General features: G+C 71.1%; 18 protein-coding genes and 2 tRNA genes. 8 read left to right on the top strand and 12 right to left on the bottom strand.

Annotated features, from left to right (window positions below; all coding sequences use genetic code 11):
• The first annotated feature begins 56 nt into the window (after nt 1–56).
• A complete protein-coding gene (locus ABLE53_RS16845; RefSeq protein WP_348860386.1) occupies nt 57–356 on the top strand; it encodes a GroES family chaperonin in 300 nt (99 codons plus the stop codon).
• A 6-nt stretch (nt 357–362) separates the two neighbouring features.
• Here the strand turns inward: ABLE53_RS16845 and ABLE53_RS16840 are convergent, their stop codons facing one another.
• On the bottom strand, nt 363–2,507 hold the full coding sequence (locus ABLE53_RS16840) for a catalase (protein WP_348860212.1): 2,145 nt from the start codon (nt 2,505–2,507) through the stop codon (nt 363–365).
• A gap of 166 nt (nt 2,508–2,673) precedes the next feature.
• Here ABLE53_RS16840 and ABLE53_RS16835 point away from each other — a divergent pair, with 166 nt between their 5' ends.
• Complete coding sequence (locus ABLE53_RS16835; protein WP_348860210.1) at nt 2,674–3,852, top strand: YihY/virulence factor BrkB family protein; 1,179 nt, start codon at nt 2,674–2,676, stop codon at nt 3,850–3,852.
• 12 nt (nt 3,853–3,864) lie between these two features.
• On the opposite strand, the gene ABLE53_RS16830 is transcribed toward ABLE53_RS16835, so the two are convergent.
• The 7 genes from ABLE53_RS16830 to ABLE53_RS16800 form a co-directional block, all read right to left on the bottom strand.
• Entirely contained in the window at nt 3,865–4,455 is a 591-nt protein-coding gene (locus ABLE53_RS16830; RefSeq protein ID WP_348860209.1) for a class F sortase, read from the bottom strand.
• Between the two features lie 13 nt (nt 4,456–4,468).
• On the bottom strand, nt 4,469–5,740 hold the full coding sequence (locus ABLE53_RS16825; protein ID WP_348860208.1) for a hypothetical protein: 1,272 nt from the start codon (nt 5,738–5,740) through the stop codon (nt 4,469–4,471).
• Between the two features lie 55 nt (nt 5,741–5,795).
• Nucleotides 5,796–6,236, bottom strand: a complete 441-nt coding sequence (locus tag ABLE53_RS16820; protein ID WP_348860207.1) for a PPOX class F420-dependent oxidoreductase — start codon at nt 6,234–6,236, stop codon at nt 5,796–5,798.
• Entirely contained in the window at nt 6,223–7,194 is a 972-nt protein-coding gene (locus ABLE53_RS16815; RefSeq protein WP_348860206.1) for a bile acid:sodium symporter family protein, read from the bottom strand. Before ABLE53_RS16815 ends, ABLE53_RS16820 begins: the two co-directional genes overlap by 14 nt.
• A 92-nt stretch (nt 7,195–7,286) precedes the next feature.
• Nucleotides 7,287–7,359: transfer RNA gene (locus tag ABLE53_RS16810), tRNA-Lys, on the bottom strand.
• A gap of 53 nt (nt 7,360–7,412) precedes the next feature.
• Nucleotides 7,413–8,987 (bottom strand): phytoene desaturase family protein, encoded by a 1,575-nt coding sequence (locus tag ABLE53_RS16805; RefSeq protein WP_348860205.1) that lies wholly within the window; start codon nt 8,985–8,987, stop codon nt 7,413–7,415.
• Between the two features lie 24 nt (nt 8,988–9,011).
• A complete protein-coding gene (locus ABLE53_RS16800; protein ID WP_348860203.1) occupies nt 9,012–9,884 on the bottom strand; it encodes a bifunctional helix-turn-helix transcriptional regulator/GNAT family N-acetyltransferase in 873 nt (290 codons plus the stop codon).
• A 147-nt stretch (nt 9,885–10,031) separates the two neighbouring features.
• Between ABLE53_RS16800 and ABLE53_RS16795 the strand changes: the two genes are divergently transcribed.
• The 3 genes from ABLE53_RS16795 to ABLE53_RS16785 are packed head-to-tail and all read left to right on the top strand — an operon-like array spanning nt 10,032 to nt 12,393.
• A complete protein-coding gene (locus tag ABLE53_RS16795; protein WP_348860202.1) occupies nt 10,032–10,484 on the top strand; it encodes a collagen-like domain-containing protein in 453 nt (150 codons plus the stop codon).
• On the top strand, nt 10,481–10,678 hold the full coding sequence (locus tag ABLE53_RS16790; RefSeq protein WP_348860201.1) for a hypothetical protein: 198 nt from the start codon (nt 10,481–10,483) through the stop codon (nt 10,676–10,678). The genes ABLE53_RS16795 and ABLE53_RS16790 overlap by 4 nt, the downstream gene beginning before the upstream one ends.
• Entirely contained in the window at nt 10,675–12,393 is a 1,719-nt protein-coding gene (locus tag ABLE53_RS16785; RefSeq protein WP_348860200.1) for a glycosyl hydrolase family 28-related protein, read from the top strand. The genes ABLE53_RS16790 and ABLE53_RS16785 overlap by 4 nt, the downstream gene beginning before the upstream one ends.
• Before the next feature lie 115 nt (nt 12,394–12,508).
• Here ABLE53_RS16785 and ABLE53_RS16780 read toward each other — a convergent pair whose 3' ends face one another.
• The 3 genes from ABLE53_RS16780 to orn all read right to left on the bottom strand — a co-directional run bounded on the left by ABLE53_RS16780 (nt 12,509) and on the right by orn (nt 13,762).
• Entirely contained in the window at nt 12,509–12,712 is a 204-nt protein-coding gene (locus tag ABLE53_RS16780; RefSeq protein ID WP_348860199.1) for a cold-shock protein, read from the bottom strand.
• Nucleotides 12,713–12,990: 278 nt separating this feature from the next.
• Nucleotides 12,991–13,066 (bottom strand) — tRNA-His (locus tag ABLE53_RS16775).
• Between the two features lie 48 nt (nt 13,067–13,114).
• Nucleotides 13,115–13,762, bottom strand: coding sequence for an oligoribonuclease (gene orn / locus ABLE53_RS16770; RefSeq protein ID WP_425474891.1), 648 nt, complete (start codon nt 13,760–13,762; stop codon nt 13,115–13,117).
• Between the two features lie 117 nt (nt 13,763–13,879).
• Between orn and ABLE53_RS16765 the strand changes: the two genes are divergently transcribed.
• From ABLE53_RS16765 to ABLE53_RS16755, 3 genes are read left to right on the top strand one after another with little or no spacing between them, the layout of a single operon-like run.
• On the top strand, nt 13,880–14,614 hold the full coding sequence (locus ABLE53_RS16765; RefSeq protein ID WP_348860197.1) for a DsbA family protein: 735 nt from the start codon (nt 13,880–13,882) through the stop codon (nt 14,612–14,614).
• A gap of 20 nt (nt 14,615–14,634) precedes the next feature.
• The gene (locus tag ABLE53_RS16760) at nt 14,635–14,904 is read left to right on the top strand and encodes a transcriptional regulator (RefSeq protein ID WP_348860196.1); all 270 of its coding nucleotides are present in this window, start codon (nt 14,635–14,637) and stop codon (nt 14,902–14,904) included.
• Nucleotides 14,905–14,924: 20 nt separating this feature from the next.
• A complete protein-coding gene (locus ABLE53_RS16755; protein ID WP_348860195.1) occupies nt 14,925–15,158 on the top strand; it encodes a hypothetical protein in 234 nt (77 codons plus the stop codon).
• 20 nt (nt 15,159–15,178) lie between these two features.
• Here ABLE53_RS16755 and ABLE53_RS16750 read toward each other — a convergent pair whose 3' ends face one another.
• The gene (locus ABLE53_RS16750; protein ID WP_348860194.1) at nt 15,179–16,804 is read right to left on the bottom strand and encodes a long-chain fatty acid--CoA ligase; all 1,626 of its coding nucleotides are present in this window, start codon (nt 16,802–16,804) and stop codon (nt 15,179–15,181) included.
• Between the last annotated feature and the right edge of the window lie 43 nt (nt 16,805–16,847).

Here is a 16,847-nt window from a genome sequence, read left to right as displayed (position 1 = left end):
GTCCGAGACAGAAGCCTGAACAGCACCGCCACGTGAGCGACAAGACTCCCATCAAGATGCTCCACGACCGTGTCCTGGTCGAGGTCGACAAGGACAACGGCGAGCGCCGCTCGTCCGGTGGCATCGTCATCCCGGCCACCGCAGCCATGGGCGCCCGCCGCCTCGCCTGGTCGCGGGTCGTCGCGGTGGGCCCCCACGCCCGCTCCGTCGAGGTCGGCGACCGGGTCCTCTTCGACCCCGAGGACAAGGCCGAGGTCGAGGTCGCCGGCGAGACCTACGTGATCATGCGCGAGCGCGACGTCCACGCGGTCGCGGCGGAGCTGGTGGGGGACGAGACCACCGGCCTCTACCTCTGATATGGGCTAGGCGGGCAGCAGCCGCTCCCAGACCCGGTGCTTCGCCATCAGCCCGGAGACCTCGGAGAGGACCGGCTGCGGGTCCTCGCCGGTGACGATGCCCGGTGCCTCGAGGCCGACCCCGGCCGCCGTGATGACGCCGTCGCCGTCCCCCCACGCGCCGATGGCCTTCCCGTGCCTGAACGACTCCTGGACGAGCAGCGCCACGCGGTGGTCGGTCGACTGCTTGCCGGCGCCGTCGGCGAGGAGCAGCGCGTCGTACTCCACCGACCGGGCGGTCGCGAAGGACCGCTGTGCCGGTGTGCCGTCCTCGAGCTGGCCGCCGGTCGGGGCGATGAGGAGGGGAGTCATCCCGGCCTCGTCGATCGCCGACCGGAGCGCACCGACCTGGTCCAGCGGCGAGTCGGGACCGACCACGATGCCGATCATCCGGCCGTCCAGCGGCCAGCTCTGACCGACCATCGACAGCGCGGGGCTGGGGTCGGGCTCCGCCAGCTCGACCGTGGGCTCCGGCGCCGGCAGGCCGAGCTCGTCGGCCACCCTCTGGCACAGCACCGGGTCGATGTTGGCGAGGCACTGCAGCTGCCGGACCTTGATGTTCTCCTCGTAGCACTTGCCGAGCTCGAAGGAGTACGCCGCGATGATGTGCTCCTGCTCGACCGGCGTCATCGACTTCCAGAACAGCCTGACCTGGCTGAAGTGGTCGTCGAAGCTGGCCGCCTGCTCCCGGGTCTTGGTCGCCGCCTCCGGGACCTTGACCGGGTTGTCGAGGAACGCCGACTGATCACCGCCCGCCTGGAACGGGCAGCCGCCGTCGAGCGAGTTCGGGTGGTACGGCGCCACCCCGCGGTGCACGCCGTCCTGGTGGAACCCGTCGCGGAACATGTCGTTGACCGGCGCGTGCGGACGGTTGATCGGGATCTGCTGGAAGTTCGGGCCGCCCAGCCGGGTGAGCTGCGTGTCGACGTACGAGAACAGCCGGGCCTGCATGAGGGCGTCGTCGGTCACGTCGATGCCGGGCACGAGGTTGCCGACGTGGAAGGCGACCTGCTCGGTCTCCGCGAAGTAGTTCGATGGATTCCGGTTGAGGACCATCTTCCCGATCGGCTGCACCGGGGCGAGCTCCTCCGGGACGATCTTGGTCGGGTCGAGCAGGTCGATGCCCTCGAACACCTGCTCCGGGGTGTCCGGGAAGACCTGGATGCCGAGCTCCCACTCCGGGTAGGCGCCGGCCTCGATCGCGTCGGCGAGGTCACGCCGGTGGAAGTCGGGGTCGAAGCCCGCCAGCATCTGGGCCTCCTCCCAGACCACCGCGTGCACGCCGAGCCTCGGCTTCCAGTGGAACTTCACCAGCGAGGTCTCACCGGCGTCGTTGACCAGCCGGAAGGTGTGGACGCCGAAGCCCTCCATCATCCGGTACGAGCGGGCGATGCCGCGGTCGGACATGTTCCACATCGTGTGGGCCTGTGCCTCGGTGTGCAGCGAGACGAAGTCCCAGAACGTGTCGTGGGCGCTCTGCGCCTGCGGGATCTCCCGATCGGGGTGCGGCTTCCCGGCGTGGATCACGTCCGGGAACTTGATCCCGTCCTGGATGAAGAAGACGGGGATGTCGTTGCCGACCAGGTCGAAGGTGCCTTCGGCGGTGTAGAACTTCGTCGCGAACCCGCGGGTGTCGCGGACGGTGTCGGCCGAGCCGCGGGATCCCAGCACGGTCGAGAACCGGACGAACGTCGGCGTCTCGACGTCCTTCTTCAGGAAGCCCGCGCTGGTCACCGAGTCGGCGTTGCCGTAGCCGACGAAGACCCCGTGGGCGGCGGCGCCGCGGGCGTGCACGACCCGCTCCGGGATCCGCTCGTGGTCGAAGTGGGTGATCTTCTCCCGCAGGTGGTGGTCCTGCAGCAGCGTCGGGCCGCGCTCGCCGGCCTTGAGGGACTTGTCGGTCTCGCGCAGGCGTAGGCCACTGCTGGTGGTGAGCCACTCGTCCTGCTGGGCGTTCACGGCCTGGTCCTCGTTCGCCTCCACGCCTGTCGGCGTACGCACCTCGGGCCCGGTCTGGTCCGGCTTGGGCGGCAGCGGGCCGCGGGGAGTGGTGGGCTCTTCGAGCGTGGGCTCCTCGGAGCTCGGCGCGCCGGGGATGTTCGGGTCGGTCATGGGATCCTCCGGAAAGTCTGGTCTGTGGCTCGGGCGGCGCTGCTCGCGCCTTGGCTCCGTGTACCCGATGCCGGCGGTGCGCCATGCGGCCGCGCGCTCGATGTCCGCTCGATGTCTGCGGACGGACGACCCGTTCAGTCGGCGAAGGAATGGGTACCGACCGGCCATGAGCGAGCGTTCCGGCGCACTCGACCAGCTCCTTGGTCGGGGCCGCGCGAAGTCCGAGGCCACGTCCGACGAGGGCTCCGACGTCGAGACCCCGCCCCGATCGCCGCTGGGACTGAGCAAGCGGTCGTGGCTCTACGTGCTGCGCAAGACGATCCGCGAGTTCAGCGGCGACCAGTGCACCGACCTCGCGGCCGCACTGACCTACTACTCCGTGCTCGCGCTGTTCCCCGGCGCGATCGCGCTGATGTCGCTCATCGGCCTGGTCGGGCAGGGCGAGGAGACGGTCAACACGATCACCGACATCATGCGCGACGTCGGCGCCGGGTCGATCGCGGACACCCTGCAGCCGACGCTCAACGAGCTCAGCAAGAGCACGACCGCGGGGCTCGCCCTGGTTCTCGGTCTTCTCGGTGCCGCCTGGTCGGCATCCGGGTACGTCGGCGCGTTCGGCCGCGCGATGAACCGGGTCTACGGCGTGCAGGAGGGTCGCCCCGTCTGGAAGCTGCGGCCCGCGATGCTGACCCTCACCGCCGTCACGCTCGTCCTGGCCGCGATCGCGCTGCTCGCGATGGTGCTCACCGGTCCGGTGGCGAAGGCGGTCGGGGACCAGATCGGCCTCGGATCGACGGCCGTCCTGATCTGGGACATCGCCAAGTGGCCGGTCCTGGTGTTCGTCGTGATGCTGATCGTCGCGCTGCTCTACTGGGGCACGCCCAACATCCGTCCGCCCCGGTTCCACTGGCTCAGCGTGGGCGCGTTGGTCGCAATCATCACCTGGGCGGTCGCCTCGGCCGGGTTCGGCGCGTACGTCGCGAACTTCTCGTCGTACGACCGGACCTACGGCTCGCTGGCCGGTGTCATCGTCTTCCTGCTGTGGCTGTGGATCACCAACCTCGCGCTGCTGTTCGGGGCCGAGCTCGACGCGGAGCTCGAGCGTGGCCGCGAGCTGCAGTCCGGCATCGCCGCGGAGGAGAACGTCCAGCTGCCGCCGCGTGACACCCGCACGATCGAGAAGGCGGAGAAGAAGCGTCTCAAGGACGTCGAGAAGGCGCGCAAGATCAGGCTCGATGCTGCCCACCGGCTGCGCCACCTGCACGGCCGCCACGCGCACGTCGACGACCGGACGGGCAAGACTCCCGAGGACCCGCCGGAGAAGCCGCCCGGCACCGAGAGCTGAGCAGGCTGAGCGTCAGGCGTTCTTCGCGTGGCGCGCCAGCGCGCCGTAGCGGTGGGCGAGGACCACGATGTTGCTCTCGTAGTCGTGGCCGTTCCAGTCGGTGCAGGTCACCAGCACGAGCCGACCGTCGCCGCGCCCCTGGCCGAAGAGCCGGCGGGCCTGCGCTGCGAGCCGGTCGCGTGAGAGGACGTCGACGCTGTCGACCTGGTACTGGAACGTGCCGAGCCTGGTCACCACGTCGACCTCCTGCTGCGGCTGCAGCCGGTCGAGGCGGTTCATGCTGCCGCCGCCGGTGTGGACCGTGTGGCCCGTGATCACCGTCTGGCCGTGGTCGGCGCCGGGCTTGGCACTGCCGCGCCACCAGCCGACCTCGGTGTAGTTGCGCGGCGGGTCGAGGCTCGTGCCCTCGAGCTCGATCGGCACGACCTTGGCCTTGGTGTGCGCCCCAGGCATGCGCAGCATCAGCGGCGCGCCAGGGGGTACGTCGGCGTCGTCGCCGTTGCTCGGCCACGCGACTCCCGCCACGGCGAGGGCGAGCGCGAGCACCACGAGCGTCGTCCAGACGCCGTTGGCGGCCGCGCCGGTGCGGGACTGCTCGGACATCTCGGCGGCCGGCTCAGCGACGGGTGCGGCGGTAGGCGATCAGCCCCGACCCGGCGGCGCCGAGCAGGACGAGGCCGAAGAGTGCGACCCGGCCCGGCGTCACCGGCCCGTCGGCGTCGGACGCATCGCGGTAGCCCGCCGTCACGACCGTAGGCACGTGCTCCGGAGCGCGGGCGGGCGGGTTCTTGGCGGGCGGGTTCTTGGTCGGCACCGTGCGCGAGGCGACCCGGCCATTGGGCCCGCACGACGAAGTGCCGACCGTCAGCTGCACCGCGTCTGTGCCGACGAACTGCTTCGCAGCGGGCAGCACGTGCAGGTCGAGCGCCGTGACCTTGATCGAGCCGTCGCCGCGGGTCTGCTCGTTGAGCACCGCGTCGAGCACGTTGTCCTCGAGCGGACCGAGCTGGCTGCTGAGCTGGTCCAGCGCTTCGTCCACGATCGGCTGGATCTGGTCGGTCGCAAGGCTGAGGTCAGCCGCCCCCTGGAGCGCATCCGTGAACTGCGTCTGGAGAGCGGCGAACACCTTGTCGGCAACGCTCCTCGCATTGGTCACGACGTGGGTGTTGGGAGCCGGGTCGACAGGGAGCGCCACCAGGTCGAGGCGACCGTAACCGGGGATCTCCGTCCACAGGACGGCGTCCGCGATGTTGCTCGTGCCGGTCGCGGTCCTGCCCTTCGCGGTGCACTGGCTCTGCACGGCGCCGAGGTCGAGGTGGAGACCGGGGTCGCCAAGGCTGTCGAGAGCCGCTTTGAGGACTGAGGCCAGATTCTGCGTCAACGCGCTCTGCGGACCCTGGAACAGATCCTGCAGCTGGTTGTCCATGCCCTGGAACAGGTCGGACTGCACGACTTGCACCTTGCTGAAGTCGAGGCTGCCGACGGACAGGTCGAGCGTCTGGCCGCCGGTGAGGCAGCGGCCCTCACCGACGCTGACGACGGTGGCGCCGTTGCCGGCGAGGCCGGAGCAGGCCGCCGCCGTACCGGTGCCGTTCGAGACCGAGGTGGTGGCGTCCTGGGCGAGGGTGCCGAGCCGGAGCGCGCGCTGGCCCGCGAGCGCGGTGAGGGCGGGCTCGTTGCTGCCGGACGCAGTCTGACCGGAGCCGTCGTTGGTGACGGCGTACGTGCCGGTGCCGGAGCCGCTCCCCGCGACGCTGATCGAGGCGGCCGTCGCCGAGGCCTGGGCGACCGGCGGGTCGGCCGCAGCGAACGCCGGCGCAGCCGACAACCCGACGACGGCAGTGACGACCGGCAGCGCGGCTGCCCGCGCCCATGCGGAACCACCCACGGCTTCCTCCCCTGTGGTGACCTACATCACCATCAACGGAGGACGGAGCCGGAGGTTACGCGCCAGTACCCGTGCGGGTGTCGGCGATGCCGTAGGCGTACGTCGGCCGCAGGCGTACGACGACCCGCCGGTCCTTCACCATCGCGGTGCGGTAGTCCTCCCAGTCCGGGTGCTCGCCGCCGATCGAGCGGTAGACCTCGACCAGCTCGTCGACAGTGGCGTCGTGCGGGTCGGCCGCGACGGGGGTCAGCTCGGCGTCGCACTCGAGGACGGCGTACGACCAGAAGGTCCCGCCGTTGAGATGGAGCGCCGCCCACGGCGTACGCCGCAGGTTGTGGTACTTCGCCCGGTCGGCGGTGATCGAGATCCGGATCAGCCCGTCGTCGCCGACCGCGTGGCCGACGTTGGAGAGCTGCGGCTTGCCGTCCTTCTTGAGGGCGACCAGCGTCGACTGGTGGGTCGCCCGCGCCATCGCCATCGCATCAGAGATGTCCACTGCTCAAGGATGCCTCGCGCTCGGTCACCGGCGCGTCGGCGGGCCGACGGCCCCAGTAGCCGGCGATCAGCGACCCGGACACGTTGTGCCATACCGAGAAGATCGCTGCCGGGAGCGCGGCGACAGGCGAGAAGTGGGCGGTGGCCAGGGCCGCGGCGAGGCCGGAGTTCTGCATGCCGACCTCGAGGGCGACCGTACGCCGGCTCGCCACCGGCAGGCCGGTGACCTTCGCGAAGAGGTAGCCGAGCGTGAGCCCGCCGCCGTTGTGGAGCACGACGGCGAGTACGACGAGGGCGCCGACGGAGAGCACCGTGTCGGCGCTCCCGGCGACGACCGCGAGCACGACCCCGGTGATGCCGGCGACCGAGACGAGCGGGAGGACGTCCAACACCCGCTCGACGAGCCGCGGCACGGCGAGCCGGAGCAGCAGCCCGACGATGACGGGCACGACGACGATCTTCACGATGTCGACGAACAGGTCGGACGCCGACACCGGCAGGTCCTTGCCGACCAGCGACAGCACGAGCACCGGCGTCAGGACCGGCGCCAGCAGCGTCGAGACAGACGACATCGCCACCGACAGCGCGACGTCACCCTTGGCGAGGAAGACCATGACGTTGGACGCCGTGCCGCTCGGTGCGGAGCCGACCAGGATCATCCCGGCGGTCAGCATGGGGGACAGGCCGAGCACGTGCGCGATGCCCCAGCCGAGCAGCGGCATCACGAGGTAGTGGGCGACGATCCCCACCAGCAGCGCCCACGGGCGCTGCCCGATGATCGCGAAGTCCGACGGCCTCAGCGTCATGCCCATCCCGAGCATGATCACCGTCAGCAGCCACGGCACCGCCGCGGTCCAGCTCGAGAACGCCCCGGGCGCCGCCAGCGCCACCGCGCCGGCGACGAGGACGATGAGCGGGAACCATCGGCCGACGACGGCACCCACCTGCTTGACGGTCATCTCGAGCTCCTCCTGATCGTTGACTCCCCGCGGCCGGGAATGACGAAGGCCCCGGCCGGACATCTCGTCCTGGTCGGGGCCTTCGCGCGACGTACGCCACGTAGGACTTGAACCTACAACCCGCTGATTAAGAGTCAGCTGCTCTGCCAATTGAGCTAGTGGCGCATGCCTGACGGCGAGAGGAAACACTAGCAGCGCCCGACGTACCCCCAAAATCGTCAGCGGAGCTCGAGGACGGCGTGGGCGGCGTTGTGGCCGCCGAGGCCGGAGACGGCGCCGCCGCGGCGGGCGCCGGAGCCGCAGAGGAGTACGGCGAGGGAGCCGGTCTGCACGCCCCAGCGGGCGGCCGGCTCGTCGAGGCGGCTGCGGTGCGGGGCCCACGGCCAGTCGAGGTCGCCGTGGAAGATGTGGCCGCCGGGCATGGCCAGGTCGGCCTCGACGTCCTGCGGGATCTTCGCCTCGAGGCAGGGCTTGCCGTCGTCGTCGCGGGCGACCACCGACGCGATCGGGTCCAGCAGGTGCTCGTCGAGCGAGGCGATCGCCCGCTTGACGGCCTCGGCCTTGGCGGCGGCCACCTGGTCGGGGTCGCCCTCGAAGAGCGGGGCGGGCGTGTGGAGGCCGAAGTAGGTGAGCGTGTGGGTGCCCTCGGGGACGTCGCCGAGGATCGAGGGATCGGTGAGGCTGTGGCAGTAGACCTCGCCGGGCAGGCGGGTGGGGAGCGAGCCGGCCGCGGCCTCGGCGTACGCCCGCTCCAGGGCGGAGAGCTCCTCGCCGAGGTGGAGCGTGCCGGCGAAAGCGACGGCGGGGTCGGCGCCCGACCGGAGCCGGGGGAGCCGGTCGAGCAGCAGGTTGATCTTCAGCTGGGAGCCGACGGGCTTGGACTCCGGGTCCTCCGCCTCGCCGAGCAGGATGCCCAGGACCCACGGCGCGACGTTGGCGAGCACGAACCGCGCGGAGACGGTGTGGCGTCCGGAGCGGTCGTCCCAGGTGACCTCCGCGCCGTCGTCGCCGGCCGCGATGCGGTGTACGCCGGCGGAGGTGACCAGCTCGGCGCCGGCGTCGACCGCCGCCTTTGCGAGCGCGTCGGTGACCGCGCCCATCCCGCCGACCGGGACGCGCCACTCGCCGGTACCGTTGCCGATGAGGTGGTAGAGGAAACAGCGGTTCTGGGCCAGGGACTCGTCGTGGAGCGAGGCGAAGGTGCCGATCAGCGCGTCGGTGGCGACCACTCCACGGACCAGGTCGTCGCGGAACCGCTTCTCGATCGTCACGCCCAGCGGCGTCTCGACGAGGTCGCGCCAGATGCCGGGATCGACCTGCTCGCGGATCGCCCGGTCGGTCGGCAGCGGCCCGACCAGCGTGGGCGCGACGGCGTGGGCCAGGTCGGAGACGTCGGCGTAGAACTCCCGCCAGGCGGCGTACTCGCCGTCGCCGCCGGTCAGCCGCCGGAACGACGCCGCGGTCTCCTCGCCCTCCTCGCGCTCGACGAGCAGGCCGCCGGGGACGCCGTCACGGACGAAGGGGGTGTACGACGCCGTCGGCCGCGACACGAGCGCGAGATCGAGACCGAGGTCGCTGACGATGCGGTCGGGGAGGAGCGAGACGAGGTAGCTGTAGCGCGACAGCCGGGTCGGCCGACCGGCGAACGCCGGCGCCGAGACCGCGGCGCCGCCGACGTGGTCGAGCCGCTCCAGCAGCAGCACCGAGAGGCCGGCCCGGCCCAGGTAGGCCGCGGCGGTGAGGCCGTTGTGGCCTCCACCCACGACGACGACGTCGTACCTCCCTGCGGTCACGTGCCCAACCTAGGGCATCGACGCTCAGAGGACCTTCTGGAAGAAGTGCGTGGCGTAGGGGTTGTCGTTGTAGCGCTCGATCCGCTCGTAGCCGGCGCGGTCGTACATCGCGACCGCCTCCTCCAGCACGTGGCGGGTGTCGAGCCGGACGACGTGGTGGCCGAGTGCCGCGGCCTCAGCCTCGAGCGCCCGGAGCAGGCGCGACCCGAGGCCGGCCCCGCGCCACTCCGGGTGGACCCACATCCGCTTGATCTCGGCCGTGCCGGCGTACTCGCGTACGCCGCCGCCGGCCACCGGCTCGCCGGCGCTCGTCGCGACCAGGAAGACCCCGTGGGGCGGACGCAGCGTCTCGTCGTCCTCCTCGATCGGCGGAGGAGTGAAGCCGTCCTCGAAGCGCTCGTCGGCCTCGGTGAAGTAGCGGGCCACCGCCTCGCGCGCCGCCGGGTGGGCGGGGTCGACCGGCTCGATGACGACGGTCGCCGCCCGGACGAGCAGGTCGGCGGTGGCGAGCGCCTCGTTGAGTCGCTCGCGCTGGCGAGGGGTCAGCGGGTCGAGCAGCTGGTGGGCGCGCTCCTCGGAGCGGCGGTCGAGGTCGTCCCAGCGCTCCCGGCCGGCGGCCGTCAGCTCGACCGTACGACGCCGCCTGTCGGCGGGGTCGGGCCGGACGGCGACGTACCCCTTCCGCTCGAGGCCGCGCAGCATCCGGCTGAGGTAGCCGGAGTCGAGGCCGAGCCGCGTGCGCAGGTCGGCCACGGTGGTCGCCCGCGTGCCGATCTCGTACATCAGCCGGGCCGCACCGAGCGGCAGGCCCATCCCGAGGAAGGAGTCCTCGAGGGCGCCCACGCGCTGGGTGTAGCTGCGGTTGAAGCGGCGCATCACGGAGGTGTCGGTCGTCACTTGTCTGACTCTAGTCAGATGATTTCGGGACTCAACCCGATTCGCTCGTCCTCCTGGCGGTCCGGCATAGCCCGTTCGGGCTATGGGGGCAGGGTAAAGAGACCCTTCCATTCGGCGTATCGAGGCCGGTTCGCCCATGCTTCCGACGTGAAACTCCGCATGCTCCCCGCGCTGGTCGTCGCGGTCGTCGTCGGCCTGGTCGTCGGCGGCGCGGCGCTGTCGTTCGCCAGCAGCACGACCACCCCGAAGGTCTACGTCTGCGTCGGCAAGAAGAGCGCCGTCGTCGCGGCGACCAAGCAGGGCACCTGCCCCGCCGGCTCGAAGCGCACCGCCGTCGATCAGCGCGGTCCCGCCGGCGCCCGCGGTCCCGCCGGCGCGCGCGGCGCGACCGGCGCCCGCGGTCCCGCCGGCGCGCGTGGCGCGACCGGCGCCCAGGGCCCTGCCGGGCCGACCGCCACGGTGACCGCGACGGTCACCACCGATCCGGCGGCGTCGGCGACAGCCGCCGGCCAGGCCGTGGCACCGGAGCCCGCCACGCCGACCACGTCCGAGGCCGCTGCCACCGCGGACCCGTCCGTCCTGGACGGAGGCCGCCCGTGACGTACGACGGACGCCGGCGCTACCACCGGCGCGGACTGCTCACCCTGCTGGTCGGGGGCGCGTCGTCCCTCGCCGTCGCCGCCACCGCCGGGCCGGCGGCGGCGCACGACGACGCGGCCGGTGGAGCTGCGAGCGACGAGATCGACGGCGGCCACGTTTCCGAAGGGCTCCAGCGGTCACCGAAACAGGCGTGACCACGATCAAGCTGCGCCGCGGGTCGGCCGAGGAGTGGACCGAGGTGAACCCGGTCCTCGCGCAGGGCGAGCCCGGGTTCGACACCACGACCGGTGTCCTCAAGGTCGGCGACGGCACGACCGCCTGGGCGGACCTGCCCGGCTACCTCGCCGACACCGAGCTGCGGGCGACCTTCGCCGCGCGGACCCGCACCGGCGTCGCCGCTGTCGGCCAGGGCGAGCTGGTCGTCAATGTCAAGGACTACGGCGCGACCGGTAACGGCACGGACGACGACACCGAGAAGGTCCAGGCCGCCAACAGCGCAGCGAAGGGCGGGGTCCTCTACTTCCCGAAGGGCACCTATCTCGTCTCGGCTCCGATCGCCGCGCAGAGCCACACCATCTACCGCGGCGCCGGCCGCACCGCCTCGACGATCAAGGTGGCCGCCGGCAGCGGACAGTCGAAGGTGCTCGATCTCTCGGGCTGCCGGGACGTCATCGTCGAGGACCTCGGCCTCGACGGCACGGGCTCGGGCTGCATCGCGGGCGTCTACGGCTCCGACAACCACTCCGGGAAGGACTGGCACGTCCGCCGCTGCCTCCTCACCGGCTTCGCGCCCGGCTCCGCGCCGAAGAACGGCCAGGGAGCGGTCTACATGTGGACCGCGAACGGCGTCTCGGTGATCGACTGCGTCATCACCGCCTCCGGCCGCGGGATCCGGCTCGACACGCCCAGCGGCGACGTCGTCGTGAGGGGCAACCGCATCACCGGCGGCGCCGGCCCGGTCTCGGCCGACGGCGTCATGCTCACCGGGATCTCGATCAACTCCAGCGTCCAGTGCGACAACGCCCGGGTGTCGGTGACCGACAACATCGTGTCCGGCGCCGACCGCGACCCGTACTACCCCAACGGGCGGGAGGGGCACGCGATTGCCGTCTACAAGGTCGCCAACGTCCGGATCACCGGCAACCACTGCCTCGCCTCCGGTCGCGGCATCCTCTGCTCGGCCGGCTCGTTCGGCGCCGTCGTCCAGGGCAACACCGTCGAGCGCAACTGGGACGCCGGCATCCGCTGCGAGCCCGCGATCGACGACGACATCACCGTCGGCGGCGCCGGCCAGCGTCGTGGCGTCGTCATCGTCGGCAACCGCTGCCTCGGCAACAGCGTCGTCGGTGCGAGCGGCAGCAGCGCCAACGGCACCGCCATCACCACGTCGTACGCCGCCGGCTCCACGGTCGTCGGCAACGTCGTCCAGGACTCCGGCAAGCACGGCATCCACTGCGACAGCGACCGGGTGGTGGTCGTCGGCAACGTCGTCTCCAACTCGTGGAACGGCGGGGCCTCGCCGCTCTCCGGCCAGGGGGCGAAGGCCGGGATCGGGCTGTACGCCGCCAAGGACTGCATCGTCGCGTTCAACCAGTGCTACGACAACCAGGCGACGCGCACCCAGGACTACGGGCTCTCCGTGGTCACCGGCGACGGCGGCGGACCGCACGTCGTCTTCGGGAACGTCCTCAGCGGCAACGGGCGTGGCGAGATCCACGACCCGCAGGCGCTCGTGCGGAACGGCTTCTTCGGCGCCAGCCCCGCGGCCCGGCCGGCGGCGCTGCCCGCGACCGACGCCGGCACCGTCGACGAGAGCTACGGCGCCGAGGAGGCCGCCGTGATCAACAACCTGCGTACCCGACTCGAGGCCCTCGAGTCCCGGTTGCGGGACATCGGCCTGCTCGGCTGACCTGACCCGGCTCGCGGGAGCTCGCCGACACCACGTCGGCATCGTGAGAAATGCACCTCGCCCCGGTCACTGCGTGAGTGACCGGGGCGAGGGATGAAGCTCGAAAGAAGCAGCCTCAGATGGCGCGGACGTTCTCCGCCTGCGGGCCCTTCGGGCCCTGCGTGACGTCGAACTCGACGCGCTGGTTGTCGGTCAGGCTGCGGAAGCCCTGCGCGACGATCGCGGTGTGGTGGACGAAGACGTCAGCGCCGCCGTTGTCCTGCGCGATGAAGCCGAAGCCCTTGGTGTCGTTGAACCACTTGACGGTTCCCTGGGTCATGATCTTTTCCTCGGTGTGACCAGGTGCGGCACTGTGCCGGCACCGTTCTGCTGAAGACATCCGTAACCGTCCTGATGTCCAGCGAACTCGAAGAAGAGGCGAGGAACAGGTACTGCGAAGATGATCGGCCACCGGCGGCGGCCGGGAAGTCGTCGTACGACGCTTCCTCCAACACGGTGAACCCTACCAGTCGCCCGGTGATCGTGCCCCATCCCGGCGAGGCCGGTGACAAAGCACGAGACCCCGTCCCGGCAGGGGCCGGACGGGGTCTTGTGCGATGGGGTGAGCGACGGGGCTTGAACCCGCGACCCTCGCGACCACAACGCGATGCTCTACCAGCTGAGCTACGCCCACCATCGGTCGCCGGCGCGTGTGCCAGGACCGCGGATCAGCATAGGGGAATCAGGCGCCTTCCGTGGAATCGGGGCCGTCGTCGGCCGGGCCGGCGTCGGTCTCGGCGTCGGCCTCCTCGGCACCGAGCCCGGTGATGGAGCCGCCGTGCCGCGCGGCGATCGCCTTGGCGGTCTCGCTGTCCGGCCCGGGCTCGGGGACGAACACCGCCTCGCGGTAGTAGCGCAGCTCCTCGATCGACTCCTGGATGTCGGCGAGGGCGCGGTGGTTGCCGCGCTTGGTGGGGGAGGAGAAGTAGGCACGCGGGAACCACCGCCGGGCCAGCTCCTTGATCGAGGACACGTCGACGTTGCGGTAGTGCAGGAAGCCCTCGAGCTCGGGCATGTCCCGGGCGAGGAAGGACCGGTCGGTGGCCACGGTGTTGCCGCCGAGCGGCGGGCGGCTGTCGGACGCGCAGTACTCCAGGACGTACGCCATCACCTGCTGCTCGGCCTCGCCGAGCGTCACGCCGTGCTCGAGCTCCGGCAGCAGACCCGACTTGGTGTGCATCTCACGGACGAACCCGTCCATCTGCGTCAGCGCCTCGGCGGGCGGCTTGATGACGATGTCGACGCCCTCGCCGAGGACGTTGAGATCGAAGTCGGTGACCAGCGCGGCGACCTCGATCAGCGCGTCGCGCCGCAGGTCGAGGCCGGTCATCTCACAGTCGATCCAGACGAGGCGCTCGTTGAGTGATGGCACGTGGAGACCTTACCGCCGTGCGGGCGGGTGCCCTCTCTCAGCGACGACTCAGCCCGGTTGCCTATTCTTGCGAGCATGGCGAGCAGGAGCGAGAAGGCGCGGGAGCGTGCCGAACGGGCAGCAGCGGCGCTGGCCGAGCAGAAGGCGAAGGAGCGCCGCCGTCGGATGCTGTCCGTGGTCGGCGTGGTCGTCGCGATGGCGGTCATCATCGGTGGCGCGCTCGCCTACAGCCTCACCCGGGACAGCGGCACCGACGCGCCGTCCTCGTCGTCGTACTCCCTCGGGATCGGGAAGAAGAGCGCCCCGCACACGGTGGTGGTCTACGAGGACTTCCTGTGCCCGTACTGCCAGGCCTTCGAGGCGGCCTCCCGCGCCCAGCTGACGAAGCTGGCCCAGCAGGGGAAGGTGTACGTCGAGTACCGCCCCTTCCACTTCCTCGACCCCGACTACTCACTCGAGGCGCTCAACGCCTTCGCCGTCGTCAAGGGCGCCTACCCCAGCACCTCCCCGACGGGGGTCGCGAAGAAGTTCCACGACCTGCTCTACGAGAACCAGCCGTCGGAGCAGGGGCCGTTCCCCAGCACCAGCGACCTCGTCGACCTGGCCGTCAAGGCGGGCGCCGCCAAGAGCAAGGTCGAGGACGGGATCAAGGACACCAGCAGCGAGAAGGACTGGACCGACGGCGCCACCAAGGAGGCGCTCGCGACCGGTCTGCAGGGCACCCCGACGGTGCTGCTCGACGGGACCCAGTTCCAGCAGGGGTCCTCGGTCGAGGACATCGCGAGCAACCTGATCAAGCAGCTCTCGTGACCACCGTCTAGGCTTCCGCCGTGCAGCTCGAGCAGGTCCAGAAGTACGTCATGTCGTCCTTGCTCTGCTCGGTCGTCCTGCTGCACTCCCTCGCGATGGCCGTGCTCGGTGTCAGCCTGCCGAACAAGGGCGGGTCGCGCCCCGGGCTCTTCGTGATCTCGGTGCTGCTCGGCGTCGTCGCGATCACCGGCGTACGCCTCATCAACAAGCTGCGCATCGCCACCCCGTGGCTCGTCTGCGCGCTGGTGATCCCCGTCGCCGTCTACGTCGTCGCGCCCCACTGGGGCTGAGCGCTGGCAGGATCGGCGCCATGGAGCCCGACTGGGACACGCTGAAGGAAGGTGACGTGGTCTACCTCGAGGAGGAGACCGGGGGACCGGTGCAGTTCCGGGTGGGGAAGGACGCGCTCTACCCGCAGGAGTACCCCGCCGTCCACTGGGACAACCCCTACATGCCGCTGGCCGCCGCGCAGCGGCTCGTCGCCGACGGCGAGGGCGGGCTGCGGAAGAAGTACGACGCCGCCACGAGCACGTGGCGGTACTGAGCGGCTGACGACCGGGCGGGTCAGCTCGTGGGCAGGGGACGGTCGGCGTACTGCTCCCGCAGGGTCTTCTTGGAGAACTTGCCGACCGAGGTCTTCGGCACCTCGTCGATGAAGACGACGTCGTCGGGCACCTGCCACTTGCCGAGCCGCTCGGTGAGGAAGGCGAGCAGCTCCTCCTTGGTCACGCTCTGCCCCTCGCGTACGACGGCGAACGCCAGCGGGCGCTCGCCCCACTTCTCGTGCGGCACCGCGATGACCGCGGCCTCGGCGATCGAGGGGTGCGCCATGATCTGGTTCTCGACCTCGACCGAGCTGATCCACTCGCCGCCGGACTTCACCAGGTCCTTGGTGCGGTCGACGATGCGCATGTAGCCGAGCGGGTCGATGGTGGCGACGTCGCCGGTGCGCAGCCAGCCGTCGGGGGAGTACGACGAGCCGGGCTCGTCGGTCCGGTAGTACTGCCGCGCGATCCACGGTCCGCGGGCCTCCAGCTCGCCGGTGGTCTCGCCGTCCCAGGGCTGCTCCTCCCGGGTCGTCGGGTCCACGATGCGCAGCTCGACGCCCGGTGGCGGCCACCCGGCGGTGGCGCGTACGTCGGCCAGCGTCTCCTCGTCGGCACCGTCGTACTCCAGCCGGAAGGTGCTCAGGCTCCCCACCGGCGACATCTCCGTCATGCCCCAGCCCTGGGTGATCGGGATCCCGGCCTTCGCCCGCCAGGCCTCGGAGAGCGACCGCGGGATCGACGACCCACCGCCCATCACCAGGCGCAGGCTCAGGTCGCGGCCGGGGAGCAGGTCGAGCATGCCCATCCAGATCGTCGGGACGCCGGAGGTCACCGTCACCTTCTCGGTCTCGATCAGGTCGAGCAGGCCGGCGGGTGAGAGGTCCGGGCCGGGCAGGATCTGGGCGGCGCCGGCCATCGCGGCGGCGTACGGCAGGCCCCACGCCATCGCGTGGAACATCGGCACCACCGGCAGGGTGCGGTCGCGGTCGGTGAGGCCGAGCGCGCCGTTGGTCAGCATCGCGATCGCGTGCAGCCAGGTGGAGCGATGGCTGTAGACGACACCCTTCGGGTGGCCCGTCGTGCCGGAGGTGTAGCAGATCGCCGCTGCGGTGTTCTCGTCGGTGACACGGCCGTAGACGTCGACCTCGGGCGCGCTCCCGACCAGCTGCTCGTAGTCGATGATGCGCGGGTCGTCCGGCAGCGGAGTCGGCGCGCCGTCGTCCATGACGACGATGTGCTTGAGGGTGGTGAGCTGGGAGAGGTTGGGCCCGAGTACGCCGAGCAGCGACCGGTCCACGAAGACGACCTCGTCCTCGGCGTGCTCGAAGGTGTAGACGAGCTGGTCGGGGAAGTAGCGGATGTTGCCGGTGTGCAGCACCCGCCCGGTGCTCGGCACCGCGTAGTAGAGCGCGAGGTGGCGGAAGGTGTTCCAGGCGAAGCTCGCCACCCGGCCGTCCGGGGAGACGCCGAGGGTCTCCAGTGCGCCGGCGAGCCGGCGTACCTCTCCCGCCAGGTCGGCGTAGGTCGCCCGCTCGACCCCCGTCGCCGTCCTCGTCACGATCTCGCGGGTCGGGAAGAGGCGCTCGGCGCGGCGGAGGATCGAGTCGATCGTCAGGGGTGCGTCCTGCATGAGCCCGTCCATGCGGCACATGGTGCACTCATGTGCCCTGGGTCACAAGGAAACG

The sequence above is a fragment of the Nocardioides asiaticus genome (genome assembly GCF_040049175.1).
Taxonomy (GTDB): Bacteria; Actinomycetota; Actinomycetes; order Propionibacteriales; family Nocardioidaceae; genus Nocardioides; species Nocardioides cheoyonin.
This window is presented reverse-complemented; position numbering and strand designations above follow the sequence as displayed.